24 protein-coding genes are annotated in these 23,129 nt (G+C 70.7%); 15 read left to right on the top strand and 9 right to left on the bottom strand.

Going from position 1 to position 23,129, the window contains the following annotated elements; genetic code table 11:
• Window positions 1-2 precede the first annotated feature (2 nt).
• Complete coding sequence (locus BJ969_RS22205) at window positions 3-614, bottom strand: murein hydrolase activator EnvC family protein (protein WP_184481706.1); 612 nt, start codon at window positions 612-614, stop codon at window positions 3-5.
• Window positions 615-1,117: 503 nt separating this feature from the next.
• Between BJ969_RS22205 and rpsB the strand changes: the two genes are divergently transcribed.
• The 7 genes from rpsB to BJ969_RS22170 all read left to right on the top strand — a co-directional run bounded on the left by rpsB (window position 1,118) and on the right by BJ969_RS22170 (window position 7,362).
• Entirely contained in the window at window positions 1,118-1,954 is an 837-nt protein-coding gene (gene rpsB / locus BJ969_RS22200; protein WP_184481704.1) for a 30S ribosomal protein S2, read from the top strand.
• A 217-nt stretch (window positions 1,955-2,171) separates the two neighbouring features.
• The gene (gene tsf / locus BJ969_RS22195) at window positions 2,172-2,987 is read left to right on the top strand and encodes a translation elongation factor Ts (RefSeq protein ID WP_184481702.1); all 816 of its coding nucleotides are present in this window, start codon (window positions 2,172-2,174) and stop codon (window positions 2,985-2,987) included.
• A 198-nt stretch (window positions 2,988-3,185) separates the two neighbouring features.
• Window positions 3,186-3,935 carry a UMP kinase gene (gene pyrH, locus BJ969_RS22190; protein ID WP_184481700.1) on the top strand — a complete coding sequence of 250 codons (750 nt, stop codon included), beginning with the start codon at window positions 3,186-3,188 and terminating at the stop codon, window positions 3,933-3,935.
• Window positions 3,936-4,026: 91 nt separating this feature from the next.
• Window positions 4,027-4,584: a ribosome recycling factor gene (frr, locus tag BJ969_RS22185; protein WP_184481698.1), complete on the top strand. Its 558-nt coding sequence runs from the start codon at window positions 4,027-4,029 to the stop codon at window positions 4,582-4,584.
• A gap of 182 nt (window positions 4,585-4,766) precedes the next feature.
• Window positions 4,767-5,612 (top strand): phosphatidate cytidylyltransferase, encoded by an 846-nt coding sequence (locus BJ969_RS22180; protein ID WP_184481695.1) that lies wholly within the window; start codon window positions 4,767-4,769, stop codon window positions 5,610-5,612.
• Window positions 5,613-5,625: 13 nt separating this feature from the next.
• Window positions 5,626-6,354, top strand: coding sequence for a class I SAM-dependent methyltransferase (locus tag BJ969_RS22175; protein WP_343071538.1), 729 nt, complete (start codon window positions 5,626-5,628; stop codon window positions 6,352-6,354).
• Window positions 6,355-6,879: 525 nt separating this feature from the next.
• The gene (locus tag BJ969_RS22170; RefSeq protein ID WP_184481693.1) at window positions 6,880-7,362 is read left to right on the top strand and encodes a hypothetical protein; all 483 of its coding nucleotides are present in this window, start codon (window positions 6,880-6,882) and stop codon (window positions 7,360-7,362) included.
• A 5-nt stretch (window positions 7,363-7,367) separates the two neighbouring features.
• Here BJ969_RS22170 and BJ969_RS22165 read toward each other — a convergent pair whose 3' ends face one another.
• From BJ969_RS22165 to BJ969_RS22150, 4 genes are read right to left on the bottom strand one after another with little or no spacing between them, the layout of a single operon-like run.
• The gene (locus BJ969_RS22165) at window positions 7,368-8,039 is read right to left on the bottom strand and encodes a metal-dependent transcriptional regulator (RefSeq protein ID WP_425503613.1); all 672 of its coding nucleotides are present in this window, start codon (window positions 8,037-8,039) and stop codon (window positions 7,368-7,370) included.
• Window positions 8,040-8,091: 52 nt separating this feature from the next.
• Window positions 8,092-8,970: a metal ABC transporter permease gene (locus BJ969_RS22160; protein ID WP_184481689.1), complete on the bottom strand. Its 879-nt coding sequence runs from the start codon at window positions 8,968-8,970 to the stop codon at window positions 8,092-8,094.
• Complete coding sequence (locus BJ969_RS22155; protein ID WP_184481687.1) at window positions 8,967-9,689, bottom strand: metal ABC transporter ATP-binding protein; 723 nt, start codon at window positions 9,687-9,689, stop codon at window positions 8,967-8,969. The genes BJ969_RS22160 and BJ969_RS22155 overlap by 4 nt, the downstream gene beginning before the upstream one ends.
• Window positions 9,686-10,588 carry a metal ABC transporter substrate-binding protein gene (locus tag BJ969_RS22150; RefSeq protein WP_425503573.1) on the bottom strand — a complete coding sequence of 301 codons (903 nt, stop codon included), beginning with the start codon at window positions 10,586-10,588 and terminating at the stop codon, window positions 9,686-9,688. Before BJ969_RS22150 ends, BJ969_RS22155 begins: the two co-directional genes overlap by 4 nt.
• Window positions 10,589-10,753: 165 nt before the next feature.
• Between BJ969_RS22150 and rlmN the strand changes: the two genes are divergently transcribed.
• Window positions 10,754-11,863, top strand: a complete 1,110-nt coding sequence (gene rlmN, locus BJ969_RS22145; RefSeq protein ID WP_184481685.1) for a dual-specificity RNA methyltransferase RlmN — start codon at window positions 10,754-10,756, stop codon at window positions 11,861-11,863.
• A 459-nt stretch (window positions 11,864-12,322) separates the two neighbouring features.
• On the opposite strand, the gene BJ969_RS22140 is transcribed toward rlmN, so the two are convergent.
• The 4 genes from BJ969_RS22140 to BJ969_RS22125 all read right to left on the bottom strand — a co-directional run bounded on the left by BJ969_RS22140 (window position 12,323) and on the right by BJ969_RS22125 (window position 15,120).
• A complete protein-coding gene (locus tag BJ969_RS22140) occupies window positions 12,323-12,811 on the bottom strand; it encodes a beta-class carbonic anhydrase (protein ID WP_184481683.1) in 489 nt (162 codons plus the stop codon).
• A 312-nt stretch (window positions 12,812-13,123) separates the two neighbouring features.
• The gene (locus BJ969_RS22135; protein ID WP_184481681.1) at window positions 13,124-14,203 is read right to left on the bottom strand and encodes a hypothetical protein; all 1,080 of its coding nucleotides are present in this window, start codon (window positions 14,201-14,203) and stop codon (window positions 13,124-13,126) included.
• Window positions 14,204-14,367: 164 nt separating this feature from the next.
• Window positions 14,368-14,640: a DUF2631 domain-containing protein gene (locus BJ969_RS22130; RefSeq protein ID WP_184481679.1), complete on the bottom strand. Its 273-nt coding sequence runs from the start codon at window positions 14,638-14,640 to the stop codon at window positions 14,368-14,370.
• A 201-nt stretch (window positions 14,641-14,841) separates the two neighbouring features.
• Window positions 14,842-15,120: a GlsB/YeaQ/YmgE family stress response membrane protein gene (locus tag BJ969_RS22125; RefSeq protein WP_184481677.1), complete on the bottom strand. Its 279-nt coding sequence runs from the start codon at window positions 15,118-15,120 to the stop codon at window positions 14,842-14,844.
• Between the two features lie 163 nt (window positions 15,121-15,283).
• Here BJ969_RS22125 and dxr point away from each other — a divergent pair, with 163 nt between their 5' ends.
• From dxr to BJ969_RS22090, 7 genes are all read left to right on the top strand, one after another.
• Entirely contained in the window at window positions 15,284-16,591 is a 1,308-nt protein-coding gene (gene dxr / locus BJ969_RS22120; RefSeq protein ID WP_184481675.1) for a 1-deoxy-D-xylulose-5-phosphate reductoisomerase, read from the top strand.
• Window positions 16,591-17,874 carry a M50 family metallopeptidase gene (locus BJ969_RS22115; RefSeq protein ID WP_184481673.1) on the top strand — a complete coding sequence of 428 codons (1,284 nt, stop codon included), beginning with the start codon at window positions 16,591-16,593 and terminating at the stop codon, window positions 17,872-17,874. Before dxr ends, BJ969_RS22115 begins: the two co-directional genes overlap by 1 nt.
• Window positions 17,875-18,228: 354 nt before the next feature.
• On the top strand, window positions 18,229-19,386 hold the full coding sequence (gene ispG / locus BJ969_RS22110) for a flavodoxin-dependent (E)-4-hydroxy-3-methylbut-2-enyl-diphosphate synthase (RefSeq protein WP_184481671.1): 1,158 nt from the start codon (window positions 18,229-18,231) through the stop codon (window positions 19,384-19,386).
• 175 nt (window positions 19,387-19,561) lie between these two features.
• The gene (locus BJ969_RS22105; RefSeq protein WP_184481669.1) at window positions 19,562-20,398 is read left to right on the top strand and encodes a GNAT family N-acetyltransferase; all 837 of its coding nucleotides are present in this window, start codon (window positions 19,562-19,564) and stop codon (window positions 20,396-20,398) included.
• A gap of 94 nt (window positions 20,399-20,492) precedes the next feature.
• Window positions 20,493-22,328 carry a penicillin-binding transpeptidase domain-containing protein gene (locus tag BJ969_RS22100; protein WP_343071537.1) on the top strand — a complete coding sequence of 612 codons (1,836 nt, stop codon included), beginning with the start codon at window positions 20,493-20,495 and terminating at the stop codon, window positions 22,326-22,328.
• Window positions 22,329-22,352: 24 nt separating this feature from the next.
• Window positions 22,353-22,658, top strand: a complete 306-nt coding sequence (locus BJ969_RS22095; protein WP_184481667.1) for a type II toxin-antitoxin system Phd/YefM family antitoxin — start codon at window positions 22,353-22,355, stop codon at window positions 22,656-22,658.
• Window positions 22,655-23,047, top strand: a complete 393-nt coding sequence (locus BJ969_RS22090) for a type II toxin-antitoxin system VapC family toxin (RefSeq protein ID WP_184481665.1) — start codon at window positions 22,655-22,657, stop codon at window positions 23,045-23,047. Before BJ969_RS22095 ends, BJ969_RS22090 begins: the two co-directional genes overlap by 4 nt.
• Window positions 23,048-23,129: the final 82 nt, after the last annotated feature.

Genomic DNA, 23,129 nt, shown 5'->3' with positions numbered 1-23,129 from the left:
GCTCACGATCCGACCGGCGCAGCAGCGTCCCAGGGCAGCAGCCGCACCTCGACGGCACCGAGCAGGGCGAGCGGATCGAGGTAGTCCGCGTCGCGGCGGGCGCCCCAGTGCAGGCACGCCGGTGCCGCGCAGCCGGGATGTCCCGCTTCGAGGACGCCGATCGGCTGGCCCGCGGCCACTCGCCGACCGGCCTCGACGGTCGGGCGAACCGGCTCGTAAGTGGTGCGCAGGCCGCCCGCGTGCTCGATCGACACCACCGGGCGACCGGCGAGCTGCCCGGCGTAGCCGACGACGCCCGCATCAGCCGCCGCCACGGTGGCACCGGGCACCCCGGACAGGTCCACGCCGCGATGGCCGGGGCCGTAGGCGCTGGTGGGCGGCGCGAACGGGCGTGACACCGCGGAACCGGGCAGCGGGTGGTGCCATCCGTTCCGCGGCGGGGGAGGAGCCTCGGCACCGGGCTCAGCGCCCGGCGCGGTCGCGGCGGTGCCGGGAAGAACCGCGGGCGCGACGATCAGCAGCACCGGCAGCAGCCGGGCGAGCAGGGCGGGCCGGACGTGGCCGGAGCGCCGGTGACCGGCGCGGACGGGGAAGATCCGGGGGAGCGGGAGCATGCTTCCACCGTGACCCGCTCGGCGCGGGCCGGACAGGGGCAATCCGGAAATCTGTGGATGAATCGGCCGCCTGTGGACAACTCGCGACCTCGCCCTGGGCGGCTTTGCCCGTCGAGTACACTATTAACGCGGTTTCGTGTGCGCACGATCCGACTTCGCGTGTCCGCGCGTCGCCGTCGGGAAACCGAACAACTCCACTCCCGCACCTGTGGTTCCGCTCCTGGCGGCCCCGTCCCGCGCTGAACGGCTTCGGCCCGCCCGGCTCGGCACGGCCGCCCGGAGGCGCGAGATCACCCGGTCCGATCGGTGATCGGTTCGGCGTTCGGGAGCAGGGCGGTTCGGAGCTCCGGCGGAACGAGCGGTGCCTTCGAGGTCCCGGCCCGCAGGGCCAGGGTGGGGGCACCGGGCGCGGACACCAGGGCAGCGGGCCACCCGGCTCGCCGCGAGAACCGAACCGCGCACCGCTCGGCGGTGCGCCCGACACAAGAGGTGCGAACAAGGCCATGGCCGTCGTCACCATGAAGCAGCTGCTCGACAGCGGCGTGCACTTCGGGCACCAGACCCGGCGCTGGAACCCGAAGATGAAGCGCTACATCTTCACCGAGCGCAACGGCATTTACATCATCGACCTGCAGCAGGCGCTGTCCTACATCGATGCGGCTTACGACTTCGTCAAGCAGACGGTCGCGCACGGCGGGACGATCCTGTTCGTCGGTACCAAGAAGCAGGCTCAGGAAGCCATCGCGGAGCAGTCGCTGCGCGTCGGCATGCCCTACGTGAACCAGCGCTGGCTGGGCGGCATGCTCACGAACTTCCAGACCGTGCACCGTCGTCTCCAGCGGCTCAAGGAGCTGGAGACCATGGAGCAGACCGGTGGCTTCGAGGGTCGCACCAAGAAGGAAATCTTGATGCTGACCCGCGAGAAGGACAAGCTCGAGAAGACCCTCGGCGGTATTCGCGACATGTCCAAGATCCCGAGCGCCGTCTGGATCGTGGACACCAAGAAGGAGCACATCGCCGTCGGCGAGGCTCGCAAGCTGGGCATCCCGGTCGTGGCGATCCTGGACACCAACTGCGACCCGGACGAGGTCGACTACCCGATCCCGGGCAACGACGACGCGATCCGCTCCGCCGCGCTGCTGACCCGCGTGGTCGCCGACGGTGTCGCCGCGGGCCTCATGTCCCGCAGCGGCCGTGGCAACGGCGCCGTCGAGGGCGAGGAGAAGCCGCAGCCGACCGGCGAGGAGCCGCTGCCCGAGTGGGAGCAGCAGCTGCTGGCCACCGGTTCCGGTGAAGGCGCTGCGGCCCCGGCGGCCGACGAGCAGCCCGCTCAGTCCTGATTCAGTCGTGCTGGTCACCCGCCGTCCGAGCGGGTGACCAGCACGATCTTCGCGCCGACCGGCCACACTGGTGGCCGAGGCCAGTGGCGGCGGGCATCGCTGATGCGGCCGCCGCCTCTTTCGCGTCGCGAGCGGATTCCGACGGGCCTGGTTCCGCCGGAAATCGCCGCTGAAACTTCCGCTGTGCACACATTCCGAAAAAGGACGGACCCGCACGATGGCTAACTACACTGCGGCCGACGTCAAGCGTCTCCGTGACCTGACCGGCGCCGGCATGATGGACTGCAAGAAGGCCCTCACCGAGACCGACGGGGACTTCGACAAGGCCGTGGAGGTCTTGCGCATCAAGGGTGCCAAGGACATCGGCAAGCGCGCCGAGCGTTCCGCCGCCGAGGGCCTGGTCGCCGCCGAGGACGGCGCGATGATCGAGCTCAACAGCGAGACCGACTTCGTCGCCAAGAACGACGAGTTCATCTCCCTGGCGGACCAGGTCGTCAAGGCCGCCAAGGCCGCGAACTCCTCCGACCTCGAGACCGTCAAGGCCGCCCCGCTGGGCGACAAGACGATCGGTGAGGCCGTGCAGGAGCTCGCCGTCAAGATCGGCGAGAAGCTGGAGCTGCGCCGCGTGGCCGTCTTCGACGGCCAGGTGACGACCTACCTGCACCGCCGCGCCGCGGACCTGCCGCCGGCGGTCGGTGTCCTCGTCGAGTACACCGGTCCCTCCGAGGACGCTGCCCGCAACGCCGCGATGCAGGTGGCGGCCCTGAAGGCCACCTACCTGGCCCGCGACGAGGTCCCGGAGGACGTGGTGGCGAACGAGCGCCGCATCGCCGAGGAGACCGCGCGCGCCGAGAACAAGCCGGAGCAGGCCCTGCCGAAGATCATCGAGGGTCGGCTCAACGGTTTCTTCAAGGAGAACGTGCTGCTCGACCAGCCGTCGGTGCAGGACAACAAGAAGACCGTCAAGGCCCTGCTCGACGAGGCCGGCGTGACCGTGACCCGCTTCGCGCGGTTCGAGGTCGGCCAGGCCTGATCTCGCCCGGTGCGGCGGTCGTGACCGCCGCACCGGTTTCGCGTCGCCGCCGCCGGCTCGCCCTGAGCGTGCCCGGCGGCGGGGTTCGCGACCTCACGCCCCGCCTCCGCCCCCTGGGAGGGCGGGGCGTTCGCGCAGCGCACCGCTGACGGTGCACTTCGATCACCGCGCAACAATCAGCCTCTCGGGAGGAACCCAGTGACCGACGACGGTCTGTCGGAAGACGGCTATGGGCGTGTGCTGCTCAAACTGGGCGGTGAGATGTTCGGCGGCGGTGCGGTCGGCGTCGACCCGAACGTGGTCGGCACGGTGGCCAGGCAGATCGCCGAGGTCGTGGCGGGCGGCGTCGAGGTCGCCGTGGTCATCGGCGGCGGCAACTTCTTCCGCGGCGCCGAGCTGCAGCAGCGCGGCATGGAACGCGCTCGCGGCGACTACATGAGCATGCTGGGCACGGTGATGAACTGCCTGGCGCTGCAGGACTTCCTGGAACGCGAGCACGACATCGACACCAGGGTGATGACGGCGATCGAAATGGGCCAGGTCGCCGAGCCCTACATCCCGCGCCGCGCGATCCGGCACATGGAGAAGGGCCGCGTGGTCATCTTCGGTGCGGGGACCGGCATGCCGTACTTCTCCACCGACACCGCGGCCGCGCAGCGCGCGCTGGAGATCGGTTGCGAGGTCGTGCTGATGGCCAAGGGCGTGGACGGGGTCTACACCGCGGACCCGAAGACGGACCCGACGGCGGAGCGCTTCGACGCGGTCAGCCACCGGGAGGTGCTGGAGCGAGGGCTCAAGGTCGCCGACGCGACCGCGTTCAGCCTGTGCATGGACAACCAGATGCCCATCCTGGTGTTCAACCTCCTGGAGGAGGGCAACATCGCTCGCGCCGTGCGCGGTGAGAAGATCGGAACCCTGGTCAGCACCCCGGCCGCAGGGCCCGCCTGACCGTGCTGAGATCCTGATCGGGTTCCGCTACCGACGCCGCCGCGTCGCGCGGCGCGCTGTACACATCGGCCGGCACACCTAAGGAGCAACCGTGATCGACGAGACTCTCCTCGAGGGCGAGGAGAAGATGGAGAAGGCGGTGCAGGTGGCCAAGGACGACCTGGCCACGGTTCGCACCGGCCGTGCCAATCCGGGGATGTTCGCCAACGTCGTCGTCGACTACTACGGCTCGCCGACGCCGCTGAACCAGCTGGCCAGCATCAGCGTGCCGGAGGCCCGGTTGGTCGTGGTCAAGCCTTACGACGCGAGCCAGCTCGCCGCGATGGAGAAGGCGATCCGGGACTCCGACCTGGGCTTCAACCCGTCCAACGACGGGCAGCTGATCCGCATCGCCGTTCCCCAGATGACCGAGGAACGCCGCAAGGAGATGGTCAAGCTCGCCAAGCACAAGGGCGAGGAGGGCAAGATCTCGGTGCGCGGAATCCGGCGCAAGGTCAAGGAAGAGATCGACCGCGTCGTCAAGGACGGGGAAGCGGGCGAGGACGAGGGCAAGCGGGGCGAGAAGGAGCTGGAGACCTTGACGCACCGCTTCACGGCCCAGATCGACGATCTCGTCAAGCACAAGGAAGCAGAGCTCCTCGAAGTTTGAGAGGCTGTCTTGCAACTGTGGTTCGCGGCTGCCGGGCCGCTTTCGCCGGCGGCGCCCGAGTGGGCGCCTGGTCGTTCCCGCTCGTGTCGTCCCCAGGTCCGGCCGCACGAGGTCCGGGCTCCGGAAGTGCTGGTACCGGGCGATCTTCGGTGACGACCAGCCAGCGCGAAGGTGAGTCCGGGATGTCCGCTTCCGTACCGGACCCGCCGTCGCGCCCTTCTCGCGCAGGTCGTGACCTGCGAGCGGCGATCGCCGTGGGCGTCGTGCTCGGCGCCGCGATCATCTTGTCGTTGCTGATGCTGCGGCACCTGTTCATCGGCATCGTGGCGGTGGCGGCCGCGGTCTCCACGGTGGAACTGGCCGGGGCGCTGCGCCGCGGCGCCGACATCCGGGTCAGCCTGCTGCCGGTGCTCGTGGGCGGCCAGCTGATGATCTGGTTGTCGTGGCCGTTCGGGCTGCGCGGGCTGCTGGTGGCCTTCACGATCACCACGCTGGGCTGCCTGGCCTGGCGTTTCCGGCTGGGCGTGGACGGTTATCTGCGCGACGTGACGGCCTCGGTGTTCACCGCCGCCTACGTGCCGATGTTCGCGTCGTTCGCCGCGATGCTGGCGGTGCCGGAGGACGGCGCGTTCCGCGCGCTGTGCTTCATGATCGGCGTCGTCGCCTCGGACACGGGCGGCTACGCGTTCGGCGTGCTGCTGGGCAAGCATCCGATGGCGCCGTCGATCAGCCCGAAGAAGTCCTGGGAGGGCTTCGGCGGGTCGATGCTGACGGGCACCGTCGCGGGTGCGCTGTCGGTGACGCTGCTGCTGGAGGGCCAGTGGTGGCAGGGCGCGCTGTTCGGCGCCGCCCTGGTGTGCAGCGCGACGCTGGGCGACTTGATGGAGTCGGTCATCAAGCGGGACCTGGGCATCAAGGACATGGGCAACATGCTTCCGGGGCACGGCGGTCTGATGGATCGGATGGATTCGCTGCTGCCGTCCGCGGTGGTGGCGTGGATGATGCTTTTCTGGTTGCTACCGCAATGATCTGGTCGCCGTGGTGATCGGCTCCGAGCCGGAGCCCCGGATCACGCCGAGCCCGAACATCTGGCACTGGCCGGAGGTCTACGAGCGGGAGAACCGCGCGCAGGACTCGACCGGCGCGCTGTGGGGCGCGCTGCGCGCCCGGTGCGACTGGGCGGGCCGGGACGTGGTCGACGTCGGGTGCGGCGACGGCTTCCACTTGGAGGTCTTCGCGGAGTCCGCGCGGTCGGTGATCGGAATCGAGCCGCACGCGCCGCTGGTGGAGCGGGCGCGGCGGCGGGTCGCCGGGCTCGCCGGGGTGGACGTCCGCCGGGCTCCCGCGCAGCGGCTCCCGCTGGCCGACGCGAGCGTCGACCTCGTGCACGCGCGGACGGCGTACTTCTTCGGGCCGGGGTGCCAGCCGGGATTGGCCGAGGCCGAGCGGGTGCTGCGGCCGGGCGGCACGCTGGCGATCATCGATCTGGACGGCTCGTGCGAGCCGTACGGGAAGTGGATGCGGGCGGACGCGCCCCGGTTCGACCCGCCCGCGGTGGAGCGGTTCTTCCAGCTGCACGGCTTCGACAGCGAGCAGGTGCGAACGGTGTGGCGGTTCGACGATCGCGCGGAGCTGGCCGAGGTGCTGGGGATCGAGTTCTCGCCGAAGGTCGCGCGCCGCGCGCTGCGCGAGGTATCCGGATGCGCGCTGGAAGTCGGCTATCGCGTGCGAATTCGCACCCGTCCGCTGGGCCTGCTTCGCGGTTCGTGAATTTCGAATTCTCCTTTCCGGATTCGGGTCGCGCTTTCCGGTGCCGTACCGGCCGGTAGTTCATTGCTCGGGAAAACACCCGCTCGGACAAGGGATTGCTGTATCCGAGTGCGGTTACTGCCACGTAAAGTAGCCGTGGGTCTCGATCGGCTGGGAATAACAACCGGCCAGACTATTAAGCCGAGCGGCATTATCGAGTACCGTTACCCTTCGGTGCTTTTGTCGCGATGCGAACGCCCCCGAATGACGCCTTGTTCCGGGGCGTCCGGCGTGATCGACTTGTGGTGGCGACGGGGTGTGCGCCCGCTGCAACGACGCGGCGGCTGCGCCGCCCGCAGGTCCGCGCAGAGACCCGCGACGGTGCCCCGTGGCCGACAACGGCCTCCAGCGCCGACCACGGCACATCGAGGTGACCACCGAAACCGGTCAGCAGATCCATGATCGCGCCCGGTCGGCCGTTCCCGGACGGCCGCGGGCAGAGGCGGCCCGATCCCGCCCGAGAAGACGCGCAACAGGAGCGACCAGATGGCCATTCACGCGGGGAGACCGGTGACCGCGGGCCTGAGCCAGGTCGCCCGGATGGATCGACGCGAACGAGCCCGGCTGGTCCGGGAGCTGTCCCGGCAGCACCCGACGTTCCGGTCGCTGTGGCGTCAGGTGATGCTCGCCAGGGGAATCGCGTTCACCTCCGTGCTGGCGCTGGCGCTCGCGGTCATCCTGCTGGTGCAGGCGGACGTGCCCACGCGGTGGGTGTCCGCGCTGGTGCTCGGTGGCCTGGCCGGGTTCGCCTACGTCGCCATAGTGCTCACGGATCACCGGTTCGACCTGCTGCTCGCGGTGCTCGGCGCGCACCGCACCGATGAGCTGCACGGACGCCTGCTCAACGACGAGCTCTACGGTGCCGAGGCGGCCGAGAAGGAGGCCCCGCCGAGCGAGCCCGCCGATCACCCCGGCGAGGAGGGGGCCGACGATCGGGAGTGGGACGGGGGCAGGCGCCGCGCTTGTTGAGGCGGTCAGGTCCGGATCGAGAGCGTGCCCGCGATCTCGGTGCCGAGGAAGTGCGTCTCGGCCTGCGCGGGTTCTCCGATGCGCACGACCAGCGGTCCGCCGAACGGTTTGCGCTCCACGACCTCGATCCGCGCGCCCAGCGTCATCCCGTGATCGGTGAGGTAGCGCAGCAGCTCCGAATCGGTGTCCCAGACCCGCGCGATGGTGCCGATGGTGCCGGGTTCGACCTGGTCCAGCAGCCGGGTGGTCGGTTTCTCGACGATGCCGTCCGCGGTGGGGATGGGGTCGCCGTGCGGATCGTGAGTGGGATTGCCGAGCTTGGCGGCGATGTGCTCGATCAGTTCGTCGGAGACGGCGTGCTCCAGCGCGTCTGCCTCCGGATGCACTTCGTCCCAGGTGTAGTCGAGCACCTCCACCAGGAACAGTTCGAGCAGCCGGTGCCTGCGGAGCACGTCGTAGGCCAACCGGCGGCCGTCCGCGGTGAGTTCGACGCTTCGGTACCGAACGTGGGTGACCAGTCCCAGCTGCGCCAGTTTGGTGATCATCCCGGACACCGACGAGGGGCTCAGCCCCAGCCGCTGCGTCAGCGTCGCGTTGGTCACGGCCACCCCGCGCTCGCTGAGCCCGTAGATCGCCCGGACGTAGTCCTCCACGGACGCCGACGGGCGTTCGGCCATGCTTGTCATGCCATCCACGATAGGAGACCGGGTGGTGCCACGAGTGGGTGGACTATCCGGCCGAAGCCGCCTCCGCCCGCCGCGCGCGTCGGCGCAGCACCTCGCGCAGCAGGCCCTGGCCGGGCGCGAACAGGTAGGTGAGCAGGAACAGCGCGGCCTGGCAGAGCACGATCATCCCGCCGGTCGAGGTGTCCAGGTGGAAGCTCAGGTAGGTGCCCGCGAGGCCGCTGCCGACCGACAGCGCCGCGGCCACCGCCAGCATCTGCGGGAAGCGCCGGGTGAGCAGGAACGCGGTCGCCCCCGGAGTGATCAGCATCGCGGTCACGAGGATGACCCCGACGGCCTGCAGCGCGACGACCACGGTCAGCGCGAGCATGGTCAGCAGCAGCGCCCCGATCAGGCGCGGTCGCAGCCCGATGGCGTGCGCGTGGGTGGGGTCGAACGCGTAGAGCGTGAGGTCCCGGCGCTTGATCATCGCCACCGCCAGCGTGATCGCGCTGATCACCAGGACCTGCGCGATGTCCCCGTCGGTGACGCCGAGGACGTTGCCGAACAGGATGTGGTTGAGATCGACCTGGCTGGGGATGCGCGAGACCAGCACCACGCCCAGCGCGAACAGCCCGGTGAACACGACGCCGATCGCCGCGTCGCCCTTGAGCTTCGTGGTGCCCCGCACCGCGCCGATCATGGCCACCGCGAGCCCGCCGAACAGGAAAGCCCCGACGGAGAACGGCAGCGCGAACACGTAGGCGAGCACGACCCCGGGCAGCACGGCGTGCGACACGGCGTCGCCGAGCAGGGACCAGCCGATCAGCGTCACCCAGCACGACAGCACCGAGCACACCAGCGCCGCGACGACGCTGACCAGCAGCGCGCGCCGCATGAAGCCGAATTGCAGCGGCTCCAGCAGCCAGATCGCGATGTCGTTCATCGGGCTCCTTCCGCCACGCCGAAGGTGCGGGCGAGCGTTTCCGGGGCGAGCACGTCGGCGACAGGGCCGTGCGCGAGGACCCGCTGGTGCAGCAGCACCGCCTCGTCGCACAGCGCGGGGGCGCCCGCGAGGTCGTGGGTGGAGATCATGATCGTGCGGCCTTCGTCCCGGAGTCCGCGCAGCAGCTCGCTGATCATCGCCTCGGATCCCTTGTCCACTCCGGCGAACGGTTCGTCGAGCAGCAGCAGCTCGGCTTCCTGCGCGATGCCGCGGGCGACGAAGGCCCGCTTGCGCTGGCCGCCGGAGAGCGCGCCGATCGGGTTGCGGGCCAGCGCGGTGAGCCCGACCCGTTCCAGCGCGTCGGCGACGGCGGCCCGGTCGGCGGGCCGGGCGCGGCGCATCGGTCCCATCCGGCCGTAGCGGCCCATCAGCACCACGTCGGCCACGGTGACGGGGAAGGTCCAGTCGACGGCCTCGGACTGCGGCACGTAGGCGATGAGCCCGTCGCCGCGGGCGCGCTTCGGGTCGCGGCCGAGCAGCCGGATCTCGCCGCTGTCCGGGCGCACGAGCCCCATCAGCGCCTTGAACAGCGTGGACTTGCCGGACCCGTTGACGCCCAGCAGCCCGCACACCCGTCCCGGCGCGATGTCCAGGGTCACGTCGTCGAGGGCGAGCGTCTCCCGGTAGGAGACGGTGACGTGCCGTGCCCGCACGCTCATCGGGTACCTCCGGAGAGTCCGCCGACGATGGTTTCGGCGTCGTGGCGCAGCAGGTCCAGGTAGGTGGGGACCGGCCCGCCCGGTTCGGACAGGGAGTCGACGTAGAGCTTGCCGCCCAGCCGCGCGCCCGTCTCCTCGGCGACCTGGCGCTGGGCCTTGTCGTTCACGGTGGATTCGCAGAACACGGCCGGCACCCGCCGGTCCTCGACGAACCGGGTGGTGTTCTTGATCTGCTGCGGGGTGCCTTCCTCGTCGCTGTTGACCGGCCACAGGTACGCCTCGCGCAGGCCGGTGTCCCTGGCGAGGTAGGAGAACGCGCCTTCGCAGCTGACCAGGGCCCGCTGCGGCTCGGGAATCCGGGCGATCTCGGTGCGCAGGTAGGTTTCGATCTCGTCGAGCCGCCGCCTGTAGTTCTCGGCGTTGACGCGGAACTCCTCGGCGTGCGCGGGGTCGAGCCGGGTGAGCGCGTCGCGGATGTTCGCGACGTAGATCTTCGCGTTGCGCGGCGACATCCACGCGTGCGGATTGGCCTTGCCCTCGTAGCCTCCGGCTTCGACTGGGATCGGCTCGACACCGGCGCTGAGCGTCACGTGCGGGGCTTCGCTGCGGGCCACGAACTGGGCGAACCAGCTCTCCAGGCCGAGCCCGTTGTCCAGCACCAGGTCGGATTTCGCGGCGGTGAGCAGGTCGCTGGGGGTGGGCTCGTAGCCGTGCACCTCGGCGCCCGGCTTGGTGATCGATTCGACCTCGATCGCGTCCCCGGCGACGGCCCTGGTCATGTCGGCGAGCACGGTGAAGGTGGTGACGACCGAGGGCTTGCCGTCATCGGCACGGCTCAGGTCGACGTCGCAGGCCGCCACCAGGGGCGCCGTCGCGGCCAGCGCGGCGAGCACGGTCACCGCGCGCCGCGATCTCGGCTGTCCGCAGCGAAAGTTTCGCTGCCGTGGAGAGCTGCTTTTCGGCACCCCGAAACATTAACCGATGGGGTGAGCGGCGACCAGGGCCGCCGGTCCGCGGACGGGCCGACGAGCCGCCGACGCCTTCGTGGGACACTGGTCGGCGCTATGTCGACTTCACTCCCGCTGGTCTTCGACGCGCCCAAGCGCGGCATGCCCCCTCGTCACCTCGCCGATCTGTCGGCCGAGGAGCGCCGCGCCGCCGTGGCCGGGCTGGGCGAGAAGCCGTTCCGCGCGAAGCAGCTCGCGCACCACTACTTCGGCAGGCTCAACGCGGACGTCGAGTCGATGACCGACATCCCCGCGGCGAGCCGGGAGAAGCTCGGCGCGGACCTGCTGCCGACGCTGCTGAGCCAGATCCGCACGCTCGACACCGACGAGGGCACCACGCGCAAGACGCTGTGGCGCGCGCACGACGGCACGCTGATCGAGAGCGTGCTGATGCGCTACTCCGAGCGCGCCACCGTCTGCATCTCCAGCCAGGCGGGCTGTGGCATGGCCTGCCCGTTCTGCGCCACCGGCCAGGGCGGCCTGCAGCGGAACCTGTCCACGGCGGAGATCGTGGACCAGGTGCGCACGGCGGCGGCGATGATGCGCGACGGCGAGGTGCCGGGCGGCCCGGGGCGGCTGTCGAACGTCGTGTTCATGGGCATGGGCGAGCCGCTGGCGAACTACAAGCGGGTCATCGCCGCGGTGCGCCGGATCTGCGACCCCGCGCCGGAGGGCCTCGGCCTGTCGCAGCGCTCGGTGACGGTCTCCACGGTGGGCCTGGTGCCCGCGATCAAGCGGATGACCGAGGAACAGCTGCACGTGACGCTGGCCGTGTCGCTGCACACCCCGGACGACGAGCTGCGGGACACGCTGGTGCCGGTGAACAACCGCTGGAACGTCGCCGAGGTGCTGGAGGCGGCCCGCGGCTACGCCGACCACACCGGGCGCCGGGTGTCGATCGAGTACGCCCTGATCCGCGACATCAACGACCAGCCGTGGCGCGCGGACCTGCTGGGCAAGCTGCTGCACAAGCACCTGGGCCAGTTCGCCCACGTGAACCTGATCCCGCTGAACCCGACGCCGGGCAGCAAGTGGGACGCCTCGCCGAAGCCGGTGCAGCGGGAGTTCGTGCAGCGCGTCCGCGACGCGGGCGTGCCCTGCACGGTCCGCGACACCCGCGGCCAGGAGATCGCCGCGGCCTGCGGCCAGCTCGCCGCCGAGGGCTGAGCGGCCCGCTGGCGGGACGGTTCCGGAGCAGCCGCTCAGGTGACGGGACGACGTCATCAAGTCGGATGATCTCGTTCGAGTCCGGCCGCCTCGGCGCACCGCGTGGACTGGTTGCCGCGACACATACCCGCGGCCGGTCGTGCGGCCGCGTCGACCAGCGCGAAGTTCCACGAGCACGCTCCGGCCGGGGTGCCGCGACGATCGGTGCACGATCATCGCGGCGTCCCGCGCAAGGGGTGTCCATCGACCGTGTGGGGGCTCTGGAAAAACGGACCTGCCGGAGATCATGCTGGTGAGCGTGGTCCTGACCGACCGTCGGGACCGCGTCGGCCTGATGCCGATGCCCCCGACCGGTGTCGGGCCCGGCCGACCGGACAGTGCTCCCTTCCCCTCGCACCGCACTGTCCGGTCGGACCCCCGGTGCGCCGCGACCTCGCCGGGCCGCGGCGCCGAGGGAGATCAGCCGATCTCGCGGAGCTTCCCGGTGGCGACGTCGAAGGCGAAGCCGCGCACCGAGTCCTTCTTCGGGATGAAGGGGCTGGTGCGGACCCGCTCCAGGGAACTCCGCACGTCGGCGTCGACGTCGGTGAACGACTCCGGAGCCCACTCGGGTGCGATCCCGGTGTCGCGCTGGAGGGATGCGGTGAACTCCTCGTCGGTGAACGTGAGCATGCCGCAGTCGGTGTGGTGGATCAGGACGATCTCCTCGGTGCCCAGCAGGCGTTGGCTGATCGCGAGCGAGCGGATCTCGTCCGCCGTGATCACCCCACCGGCGTTGCGGATCACGTGCGCCTCGCCCTCGTGGAGGCCGAGCGCGCGGTAGACGTCCAGACGGGCGTCCATGCACGCCACCACCGCGATCTTCTTCGACGGGGGCAGGGGCAGCGGACCGCTGAATCCGGCGGCGTAGGCGTCGTTGTTGCGGAGCAGTTCATCGGTGACCGACATGGTGCAGCCTTCCTCGTCGTGGGAGGCGCGAGCGCCGAGTGCTCGCGCCGAGCGGGCCGGCCGCGCACCGGGTGCGCGGCCCGTCGACACGCCTGGTCGAACAGCGAGCCCCGCCGAGTCGGCCAGAACGCGGTCAGCACCGCAGAGGTCATGTGCGCACTCTTCGAAGTCCGTTCGGATCGGGCCGCGTGGTCACCGCTCGGCGCGTCCGCCGCCGGCGGCGCGAAGACCACTGCGCGACGCCTTCCTATTGGTGCACGCCGAGTGAGCGCAAGGAGACACCACGTGATGGGACGCCGGAGCTCGGCGGATTCAGCCGGGTGGGGCTCCGGACGCGATGATCCGTTCCGGGGCGTCCGGCGGCCAGGTGATGCACTCGCCGACGTCGCCGACGCCGACGCGGGGATCCGCGGAACCCGGCACGGTGACCTCGCCGTCCCGGACGGCCTCCCGCAGCCGGATCAGCACGCAGAGCTCGTAGGCCGAGCGGTCCACCCGCCCGTGCCGGTCGACGACCACGCTCAGCCAGGCGGAGGGCACCACGCCGCGCACCGGGACGTCCGCCTCCGGCGGGTAGAAGCGCTCGGTGCCCCACGCGCGCGTCGTCTCGCCGAGCAGTTCGCCCAGCGCGGCCAGCAACGGCCAGGACTCGGGTGCGGCGCTGCGGAACTCCAGCACCTGCAGCATCGCCGACAGCAGCTGCCGGTAGTCCGAGGTGTAGGCGACGTGCAGCGCGGCCCGGCCCGCTCGGGCGCGGCTGTGCTGCTCGTCCGCGCCGCGCAGCAGCGCTCCCAGGCCCTCGTCGGGCACCGGCCACCACTCCCACTGCGCGAGTCCGCCGGACGGGCCCGCGATGCGCGCCGGTCGGCCGGTCTGGCGCAGGCGTTCGGCGACGCGCGCGTGCAACTCGTCCACCAGCGCGAACAGGACGCCGAGGACTTCGTGGGTGAGTTCCGCCTGCCTGCACCAGCACAGCGCGGCCAGCAGCGACAACCGTTCGCCTGGCGAGACGGGCCACTCGGCGAGCGCGCGGTGCCGCCAGCAGTCGACGGTCTCCAGCGGTACGTCGTCGAAGGCGTCCGGTGGGAGCCGCAGCTCCCGCAGCCGGTCGAGCCGGTCGATCTCCCGGAGCAGCGCGGGCAACCGCTCGGGGGCGGGCGCTCCGCTCAGCTCGTCGAGGAAGGAACTGGGCAACCGCAGCGCGCGGACGGCGCTGATCCCGTCCAGCTCCCGGCACAGCGCTCGCGCGTCGATCCGCGCGGGAGCGGCCAGGAACTCGTGCGGTATCCGGTCGCGGCCCCGAGCGCCGAGCAGCCCGGCGAGTTCATCCGTCGCCGCCCCCAGGCGCGCCAAGACCCGCCGGTGCAGTTGCGGCTCCGGGGAATGGCCCACGAAGCGAAACGTAGACCTCCTGGGGCAAACCCGATCGAGCGACCTCCGAACAATGAATGATCATCGCTGCAGGTCGGGTCGTGGTCGGCTCGGCCGGGAGGAGGATGGGCGCCACCCGTTCGTCCTAACCGTGGCAAGTTCCCGGGTGACGACGGGGGCGTCCGTCAGCGTCGACGTCGGCGGAGGTCCGCCAGCAGTCCGATCGCGACGGCCGCGGCGAGGCCGATGAGCCAGATGTCCTCGGTCTTGAAGGTGTCGCCGCCGCTGAGGATGCCGTGGTGGTTGCCCACCAGCATGATCAGCAGCGCGAACACGGTGAACCAGCCAGCGATCTGGGTGCCCTTGGGGAACCCGCCGTGCCAGCCCCAGTCGACCGACGGCTCGTCTGCCGGGTCGATGGCCTGACCGGGCTTGGTCTCCAGCTCCGTGCTCGCCACGTACCCTCCTGCGCCACAACCAGCCACCGGGGCGGTTGAACCTGCTCCTAGGCGCGGCACGAGCCACGCGTAGCCCATCTTCGCATACGCGGGACCGCCGACCGGGTGCCTGGTGACCACCTGGGCACGCCTGCCGCGGAAACGAAGCCGCGGAACGGGATGACCCGTTCCGCGGCTTCCTGGGAGTGGACCTGGGGCGTGTCAGCCCCCTTTGGCGGCCTTGCTGGTCCTGCCGACGATCAGCCGGTAGATGCCCAGCACGATGATCGCGCCGACGATGGCCAGCAACCACGTGCGCCACGACCAGAAACTGCCCAATCCGACGTGGAAGACCCAGTTCCCGATCAGGCCGCCGACGAAAGCCCCGACCACACCCAGCAGCAAGGTGACGAGAATCCCGCCCGGATCCTTGCCCGGCATGATCAACTTGGCGATGGCGCCCACGATGAGACCGAGAACGATCCATCCGATGATGCCCATGGCGCTACCCCTTCCTGCCTGGTCGATGAAACGCTGAGCCATCGGTGCGGGCCGGTGGTCCAGGCGTCCGGTGCTCGGGGCTTACCCCCCGATCGTGACGGCAATCTCGTCTTCGCGCACCGCGAGCGACCGGTGATCGCCTGCTTCGGGGACAATGGCGGTGATGGACACCGCGACCCCCGCTTCGAGCGCGCGCCCCGAATCCCCCGTCTCCGGAACCGGTGGCCCGGCAGGTGCCGCCGCCGAGCACGACTCCGCACGCGGGACGCCGCGCAGCGTGCTGATCCTCGGTTCGACCGGTTCGATCGGGACCCAGGCGCTGGACGTCATCCGGAACAACCCCGGCCGGTTCCGCGTCGCGGGCCTCGCCGCCGGCGGCAGCGACCCGGCCGCGCTGGCCGCGCAGGCCTTGGAGTTCGGAGTCGAAGCGGTGGCCGTGGCCAAGGGCACCGCGGCCGAGGACGTGCAGCTCGCGCTGTACGCGGAGGCGCAGCGGCTCGGCTACTCCACCGGGGACTTCCGGCTGCCGAAGCTGCTGGCGGGACCGGAGGCGACGACGGAGCTGGTGCAGCGCACGCCCGCCGACGTGGTGCTCAACGCCGTCGACGGATCGCGCGGGCTCAAGCCGACGCTGGCCGCGCTGGAGTCGGGCGCGACGCTGGCGCTGGCGAACAAGGAATCGCTGGTCGCGGGCGGTTCGCTGGTGCTGCGGGCGGCGAAGCCTGGCCAGATCGTGCCGGTGGACTCCGAGCATTCCGCGCTGGCGCAGTGCCTGGCGGGCGGCAAGGCCGACGAGGTGGACCGGTTGGTGCTGACCGCCTCCGGTGGCCCGTTCCGCGGTCGCAAGCGCCACGAGCTGGAGGGCGTGACGCTGCAGGAGGCGCTCAAACACCCGACGTGGGCGATGGGCACGGTCGTCACGATCAACTCGGCCACGCTGGTGAACAAGGGCCTGGAGCTGATCGAGGCGCGGTTGCTGTTCGACGTGGACTACGACCGCATCGACGTCGTGGTGCACCCGCAGTCGATCGTGCACTCGATGGTCACGTTCGTGGACGGCTCCACGTTGGCGCAGGCCAGCCCGCCGAACATGCGGTTGCCGATCGCGCTGGGGCTGGACTGGCCGCACCGGATCGCGAAGGCCGCGCCGCCGCTGTCGTTCTCCGAGGCGTCCTCGTGGACGTTCGAACCGCTCGACGACGAGGCGTTCCCTGCGGTGTCGCTGGCCCGTCACGCCGGTTCCACCGGCGGCTGCCTGCCCGCGATCTTCAACGCGGCGAACGAGGAAGCGCTGGCCGCCTTCGTCGAAGGCAACAGCGGCTTCACCGACATCGTGCAGACTGTGGAGCGAACGCTCGCCGCGGCCGACCAGTGGCGCGGTGAGCCGCAGAGCGTCGATGAGGTCTTCGCAGCAGAGGAGTGGGCGCGAGTGAAATCCCGCGAGCTCGTGGCGGCCGGGAAGGGGCAGTGATGCTGGTCATCGTCGGCATCGTCCTGTTCTTCGTGGGCCTGCTGCTGTCCATCGCCTGGCATGAACTCGGTCACCTGCTCACCGCGAAGATGTTCGGGGTCAAGGTCACCCAGTACATGGTCGGTTTCGGCCGCACCGTGTGGTCGCGCAAGACCAGCGAGACCGAGTACGGCGTGAAGCTGATTCCGTTCGGCGGCTTCATCCGGATGATCGGCATGTTCCCGCCGAAGCGGGACGAGGAGTACGGGCGCACCGCCTCCTCGGCGCCGTGGCGCGTGATGATCGAGGACGCGCGGGAGGCGGCGGCCGAAGAGGTCACGCCGGAGGACGCGCATCGGCAGTTCTACCAGCGCAAACCGTGGAAGCGGATCATCGTGATGGCTGCGGGGCCGTTCATGAACCTGATCCTCGCGGTGCTCATCTTCGCCGGGATCCTGATGGGCTACGGCACTCCGCAGCCGACCACGACGGTGGCGTCGGTCAGCGAGTGCGTCGTGTCCGCGGACGCGAAGGACACCGCGAACTGCCCGGCCGGTGCTCCGAAGTCCCCCGCCGCCGCCGCTGGTTTCCAGCCCGGCGACAAGATCGTCGAGTTCAACGGCAAGCCGTACTCCTCGTGGACGGACCTGCAGCTGGCCATCCGCGGGTCGTCCGGGGCGGTGCCGGTCGTGGTGGAGCGCGGCGACGAGCGCCTGACCCTGAACGCCGACCTGATCCAGGACAAGCGCCCGTCGCTGCAGGAGCCGGACAAGACCGAGGTCGTCGGGTTCCTCGGGCTCTCGCCCAGCTCGGTGCTGGTCCGCCAGGACGTCGCCGGGGTGGCCCACACGATCGGCGGGTTCGTCAGCCTGACGGCGCAGAAGATCGTCGAGCTACCGCAGCGGGTGCCGGACCTGATCTCGGCCATCGGTGGTCAGGAGCGGTCCGACGATTCGCCGGTGGGCATCGTGGGCGCCAGCCGCATCGGCGGTGAGGTGCTGTCCATGGACGAGGTGTCCGTGGGCGCGCGGCTGATCACGATGCTGAACCTGCTGGCGGCGGTGAACCTCTCGCTGTTCGTGATGAACATGCTGCCGATCCTGCCGCTGGACGGCGGGCACATCGCCGGTGCGCTGTGGGAGTCCTTGCGCCGGGGCATCGCGAAGCTGGTGCGCAGGCCGGATCCGGGTCCGTTCGACACGGCTCGCCTGATGCCGCTGGCGTACGGCGTCACGTTGATCTTCATCGCGTATTCGCTGCTGGTGCTGGTCGCCGACGTCGTCAACCCGGTGACGCTGCTCTAGTCGCGCCGGGCGGTGGCCGGTTCCGGTGGGTTCGAACACCGCTCGTCGTTGCGAGGTCCGGCCTCAGCGTGAAATGTCGGTGAACACAGGAGCGGGGCGCGCTGGTGCCCACCGATGATCACGGTCAGTGATCACTGGAGGGAGAACCTTGCCTGACCGGGTGAGTGGCTATCGGTATCGTGGGGCCCGGAACGGCACGCGCCGGACGCTCGGAGATCCCTCCGAGGGGTTTCCCGGAGCGGTGTCGGCACGCTCGTCGCTGAGCCGTCCCGTCCGCGGGGGTGCGGTAGGAATCACCTCGCCCCGCCGTCACTCATCAGCGCATCCGCGCAGCGCAAAGGTGGAGAGGAATCGATGACCGTCGATCTGGGGATGCCCGCAGCACCCGCCCCGACACTGGGCGAACGGCGCAAGACCCGGCAGTTGCAGGTCGGTCCGGTCGGAGTGGGCAGCGACCACCCGATCTCCGTGCAGAGCATGACCACCACCAACACCGCCGACATCAACGGCACGCTGCAGCAGATCGCGGAGCTCACCGCCTCCGGCTGCGACATCGTGCGCGTGGCCTGTCCCAGCGCCGATGACGCCGACGCGCTGCCCGCGATCGCGCAGAAGTCGAAGATCCCGGTGATCGCCGACATCCACTTCCAGCCGAAGTACGTCTTCGCCGCCATCGAGGCGGGCTGCGCGGCGGTGCGGGTCAACCCCGGCAACATCCGCAAGTTCGACGACCAGGTCAAGGAGATCGCGCACGCCGCGAAGGACCACGGCACGCCGATCCGGATCGGCGTCAACGCCGGTTCGCTGGACCCGAGGCTGATGAAGAAGTACGGCAAGGCGGTGCCGGAGGCGCTGGCCGAGTCGGCGCTGTGGGAGGCGGGCCTGTTCGCCGAGCACGACTTCCACGACATCAAGATCTCGGTCAAGCACAACGACCCGGTCGTGATGGTGCGGGCCTACGAGATCCTCGCCGAGCAGTGCGACTACCCGCTGCACCTGGGCGTGACCGAGGCCGGTCCCGCGTTCCAGGGCACGATCAAGTCCGCGGTGGCGTTCGGCTCGCTGCTGCGCCAGGGCATCGGGGACACGATCCGCGTCTCGCTGTCGGCGCCGCCGGTCGAGGAGATCAAGGTCGGCACCCAGATCCTGCAGTCGCTGAACCTGCGCCCCCGCAAGCTGGAGATCGTCTCCTGCCCGTCCTGCGGTCGTGCCCAGGTCGACGTCTACACGCTGGCCGAGGAGGTCACCGCCGGTCTGGAGGGCATGGAGGTGCCGCTGCGCGTCGCAGTCATGGGCTGCGTCGTGAACGGCCCGGGCGAGGCCCGCGAGGCCGACCTCGGTGTCGCCTCCGGCAACGGCAAGGGGCAGATCTTCGTCAAGGGCGAGGTCATCAAGACCGTGCCCGAGGCCAAGATCGTGGAAACCCTGATCGAAGAGGCCATGCGCATCGCGGAGTCCATGGAGGGCGCCGAGGAGCAGGGCGACGGCAGCCCCGTCGTCACCGTCGGCTGATCATCGATCCCGCCCGCCGGAGCCCGGTTCCGGCGGGCGGTCCGCGTTCGCGGCGGTCGTGGCTGATCGTGGCGCCACCTCCGTCGCTACGCCGTTCGGGTGATACCCGGTGGGTGTGCGCCGGGTACGTCGGGCAGGGGAGCCCGTGGGCCGTTCGGTCTGGCAGTCTTTACCCGTGCTGAAGCTCGTCGGTGCCCGCCTGCTGGAGGATCGGGACGCGGTCCAGGTCCGCGCGGCGCTGGCCAGGGACCCGGTCGCGGCCTGCATGGTGGCGTCCAGGGTGGAACCCGCCGGGCTTCGGCCGAGCAGGCTCGGCGGCGAGGTCTGGGGTTACGGCAGCAGGCTCGACGGGCTCTGCTTCTCCGGCGTCAACCTCATTCCGCTGTCCGGGGGACCGGACGCGATGCGGGCGTTCGCCGATCGGGTGTTGCGCCGTCGCAGGGTGTGCTCCTCGCTGGTCGGCCCGGCCGAGCAGGTGCTGGCGCTGTGGGACGAGCTCGCCGCCCAGTGGGGTCCCGCGCGCGAAGTGCGCGAGCAGCAGCCGCTGATGGTCCTGTCCGGTGATCCCGCCGTGCGCCCTGACCCGCTGGTCCGCCAGGTCCGCCCGGAGGAGCTGGACCGCTACCTGCCCGCGGCGGTCGCCATGTTCACCGAGGAGGTCGGCGTCGACCCGTCCCGCGACGGCGGTGCCGCCGGATACCGCGCTCGGGTGGCGGAGCTGATCGCGGCGGGACGGGCGTTCGCCCGCTTCGAGCACGGCGAGGTCGTGTTCAAGGCGGAGATCGGCGCGATGTCGCAGGCCGTCGGGCAGATCCAGGGCGTCTGGGTGCACCCGGACAAGCGCAGCTCCGGGTTGGGCACGGCAGGCACGGCCGCCGTCGCCGACCACCTGGTCCGCGGTCTGGGGCGGGCCGCGAGCCTGTACGTGAACGGCTTCAACATCGCGGCCAGGGTCGCCTACGGCAAGGTCGGCTTCCAGCAGGCCGGCACGTTCAGCACCGTCCTGTTCTGAGGCGCCGAGTCGGACGAACCTCCGAAAGCCCCGGGCACAGGACCAACCGGGTGGGCGCTCGGAAGCCTTGGTCGACTTCGGCATACTTCGCGGGGTGCGTTCCTCACGGATCTTCCCCCAGCGGGGCTCGCGTTCGCGGGCCCTCGCCGCGTTAACCGGTCTGGCGCTGACCCTCCCCGTCTCGGGCTGCGGCGTGTTCGAGTCCGGTCCTTCCGCCCAGGAGGTCGCCTCCTCGTTCCTGAGCACGTTCGCCGCGGGTGACAGCGCGGGCGCCGCGGGCCGGACCGACGCTCCCCAGCAGGCCCGGCAGGCGCTCGACGGAGCTCGCGACGGCCTGTCGCCGCAGGCGGTGCGGTTCACCGTGACCAACGTCGTCGAGGACGAGGGCGGCGCCCCTGCCCGCGCCACGTTCGACGCGGATTGGGATCTGGGCGATGGCCGCGCCTGGCGGTACCAGGGCGCGTTCGAGCTCACCGAGTCCGACGACGGCTGGAAGGTGCACTGGGCGCCGTCGGTGCTGCACCCGAAGCTGGGGCCGGACCAGCGGCTGGTGCTCAACGAGCAGCGCCCGGAACCCCAGCCGGTGCTGGACCGCGATGGTGCCGAGCTGATGCGGTCGGAGCAGATCGTCACGGTCAGCCTCGACCCGCAGCAGGCCGGAGACCTGCCGGGCGTCGCGGGGCGGTTGGCGGACGGCCTCAAGCCGGTCGACCCGGAGATCACCCAGCAGACGATCTTGGACGGTGTCGGCCGCACGCCGCCCGGCCAGCCCTACGTGGTGGTCTCGCTGCGCCAAGCCGACTACGACCAGGTGCGTCCGGCGATCTACGACCTGCCGGGCGTGCGCTTCCCGGCGCAGCCGAAGCTGGTGACCGCCGAGCGCGGGTACGCCGCGCAGGTGCTGGACGGGGTGTCCGAGCAGGTCGACGAGCAGATCGCGGCGAACTCCGGGTGGAGCGTCGCGACCGCCGACGCGAGCGGTGCGCCCGTCGAGGTCCTGCAGGAGGAGCCGTCGCGGCCGGTGGAGCAGGTGCGCACCACGCTCAGCGACCGCGTGCAGCGGGCCGCGGAGCAGGCGGTGGCGCCGGTGCCGCAGGCGGCGATGATCGTCGCGTTGCAGCCTTCCACGGGCGGTGTGCTCGCGGTGGCCCAGAACGACCCGGCCGACGCGCAGGGTTCACCCGCGCTGAGCGGCCAGTTCCCGCCCGGCTCCACCTTCAAGATCGCGACCGCGGCTGCGGGGCTGGAATCGGGCAAGGTCAGCATCGACGCGCCGGTGGAGTGCCCGAAGAGCAAGGTGTTCGACGGTCGCACGATCCCCAACGACAAGGACTTCGACCTGGGCGTGGTGCCGTTGCGCACCGCCTTCGCGAAGTCCTGCAACACGACGTTCGCGCAGCTCGCGGTGGACCTGCCCGCGCAGGCGCTGACCGACATGGCCCGGCAGCTCGGCATCGGCGTCGACTTCGAGGTGCCGGGCATCACGACGATCACCGGTCAGGCTCCGCCCGCGGAGAACACGACGGGTCGCGCGGCGAACGGGTTCGGGCAAGGCACCGTGCTGGCCAGCCCGTTCGGGATGGCGCTGGCCTCGGCGACGGTGGCGAACGGGTCGATGCCCACGCCGAAGCTGATCGAGGGCGCGGAGACGAAGGCCGACGCGCAGGTGGCTCCGCTGTCGCCGAAGACGCTGGAGCAGCTGCGCCCGATGATGCGGGAGGTCGTGCTGTCCGGGACGGCCACCGGGGCCGCGAGCGCGGGTGAGGTCGCGGGCAAGACGGGCACCGCGCAGTTCGGGGACGGCACCCATTCGCACGGCTGGTTCGTCGGTTACCGCGGTGACCTGGCCTTCGCGGTGCTGCTGGAGGACTCGGGCGAGTCGAAGCCGGCCGTGCAGGTAGCGGAGAGCTTCTTGTCGAACACGCCGTGAAGTCAACGTGCTACGTTGTAGCTCATGGAGCGGATCGGGGTCCGGGAACTGCGGCAGAACGCCAGCCGCTACCTCAAGCGGGTGGCGACCGGTGAGTCGATCCTGGTGACGGACCGCGGCCGGACGGTCGCGGTCCTCAACCCGCCTTCACGCGCGCATTCGCTCTACGACGAATTGATCGCCGCCGGGGAACTCATCCCCGGCGACGGCGGCGACCTGCCGGAACCGGGCGACCCGGAGACCGGTGAGTTCGACGCGCGGGCCTGGGACGAACCGGGACCGGGCAGGACGCCGCCGGGCGACGACCGACGTGAACAGGAGCGGCTTTGATCTACTTCGATTCCTCCGCGCTGGTGAAGCTGATCGCCCCAGAGCCGGAGAGCAAGGCGCTCAGCGAATGGGTGCAGGCCCGGCTGGAGCAGCCCCGCATCACCAGCGCCGTCTCGCAGGTCGACGTGCTGCGCACGTTCCGCGAGTTCGGCCCGGCCATCGAGGACCTGGCCTCGATCATCCTGTCGAAGCTGGACCGGTTGCCGGTGAAGCAGGACGTGCTGGACACCGCGGCGGGCCTGCGGTCGCAGGTGAGCCCGCTGGAGGCGATCCACCTCGCGTCCGCGTGCAAGATCCGCGAGGGGTTGCACGCCTACGTCTCCTACGACAAGGCGCTGCTGGCCGCGGCGGAAGAGGAAGGGCTCGCCACCGCCTCGCCCGGCGCCTGAGCGAGCTGACCAGCCGGAACGCGCCGCTCGTCGCCTGTGCGGGTGGCTCGTCGCCCCGGGGGCGGCGCGGCGGGACGGGGAG

This window comes from Saccharopolyspora gloriosae, from assembly GCF_014203325.1.
Lineage (GTDB): Bacteria > Actinomycetota > Actinomycetes > Mycobacteriales > Pseudonocardiaceae > Saccharopolyspora_C > Saccharopolyspora_C gloriosae.
Note: the sequence above shows the minus strand (reverse complement) of the source record. Positions and strands in the feature narration are given on the sequence as shown.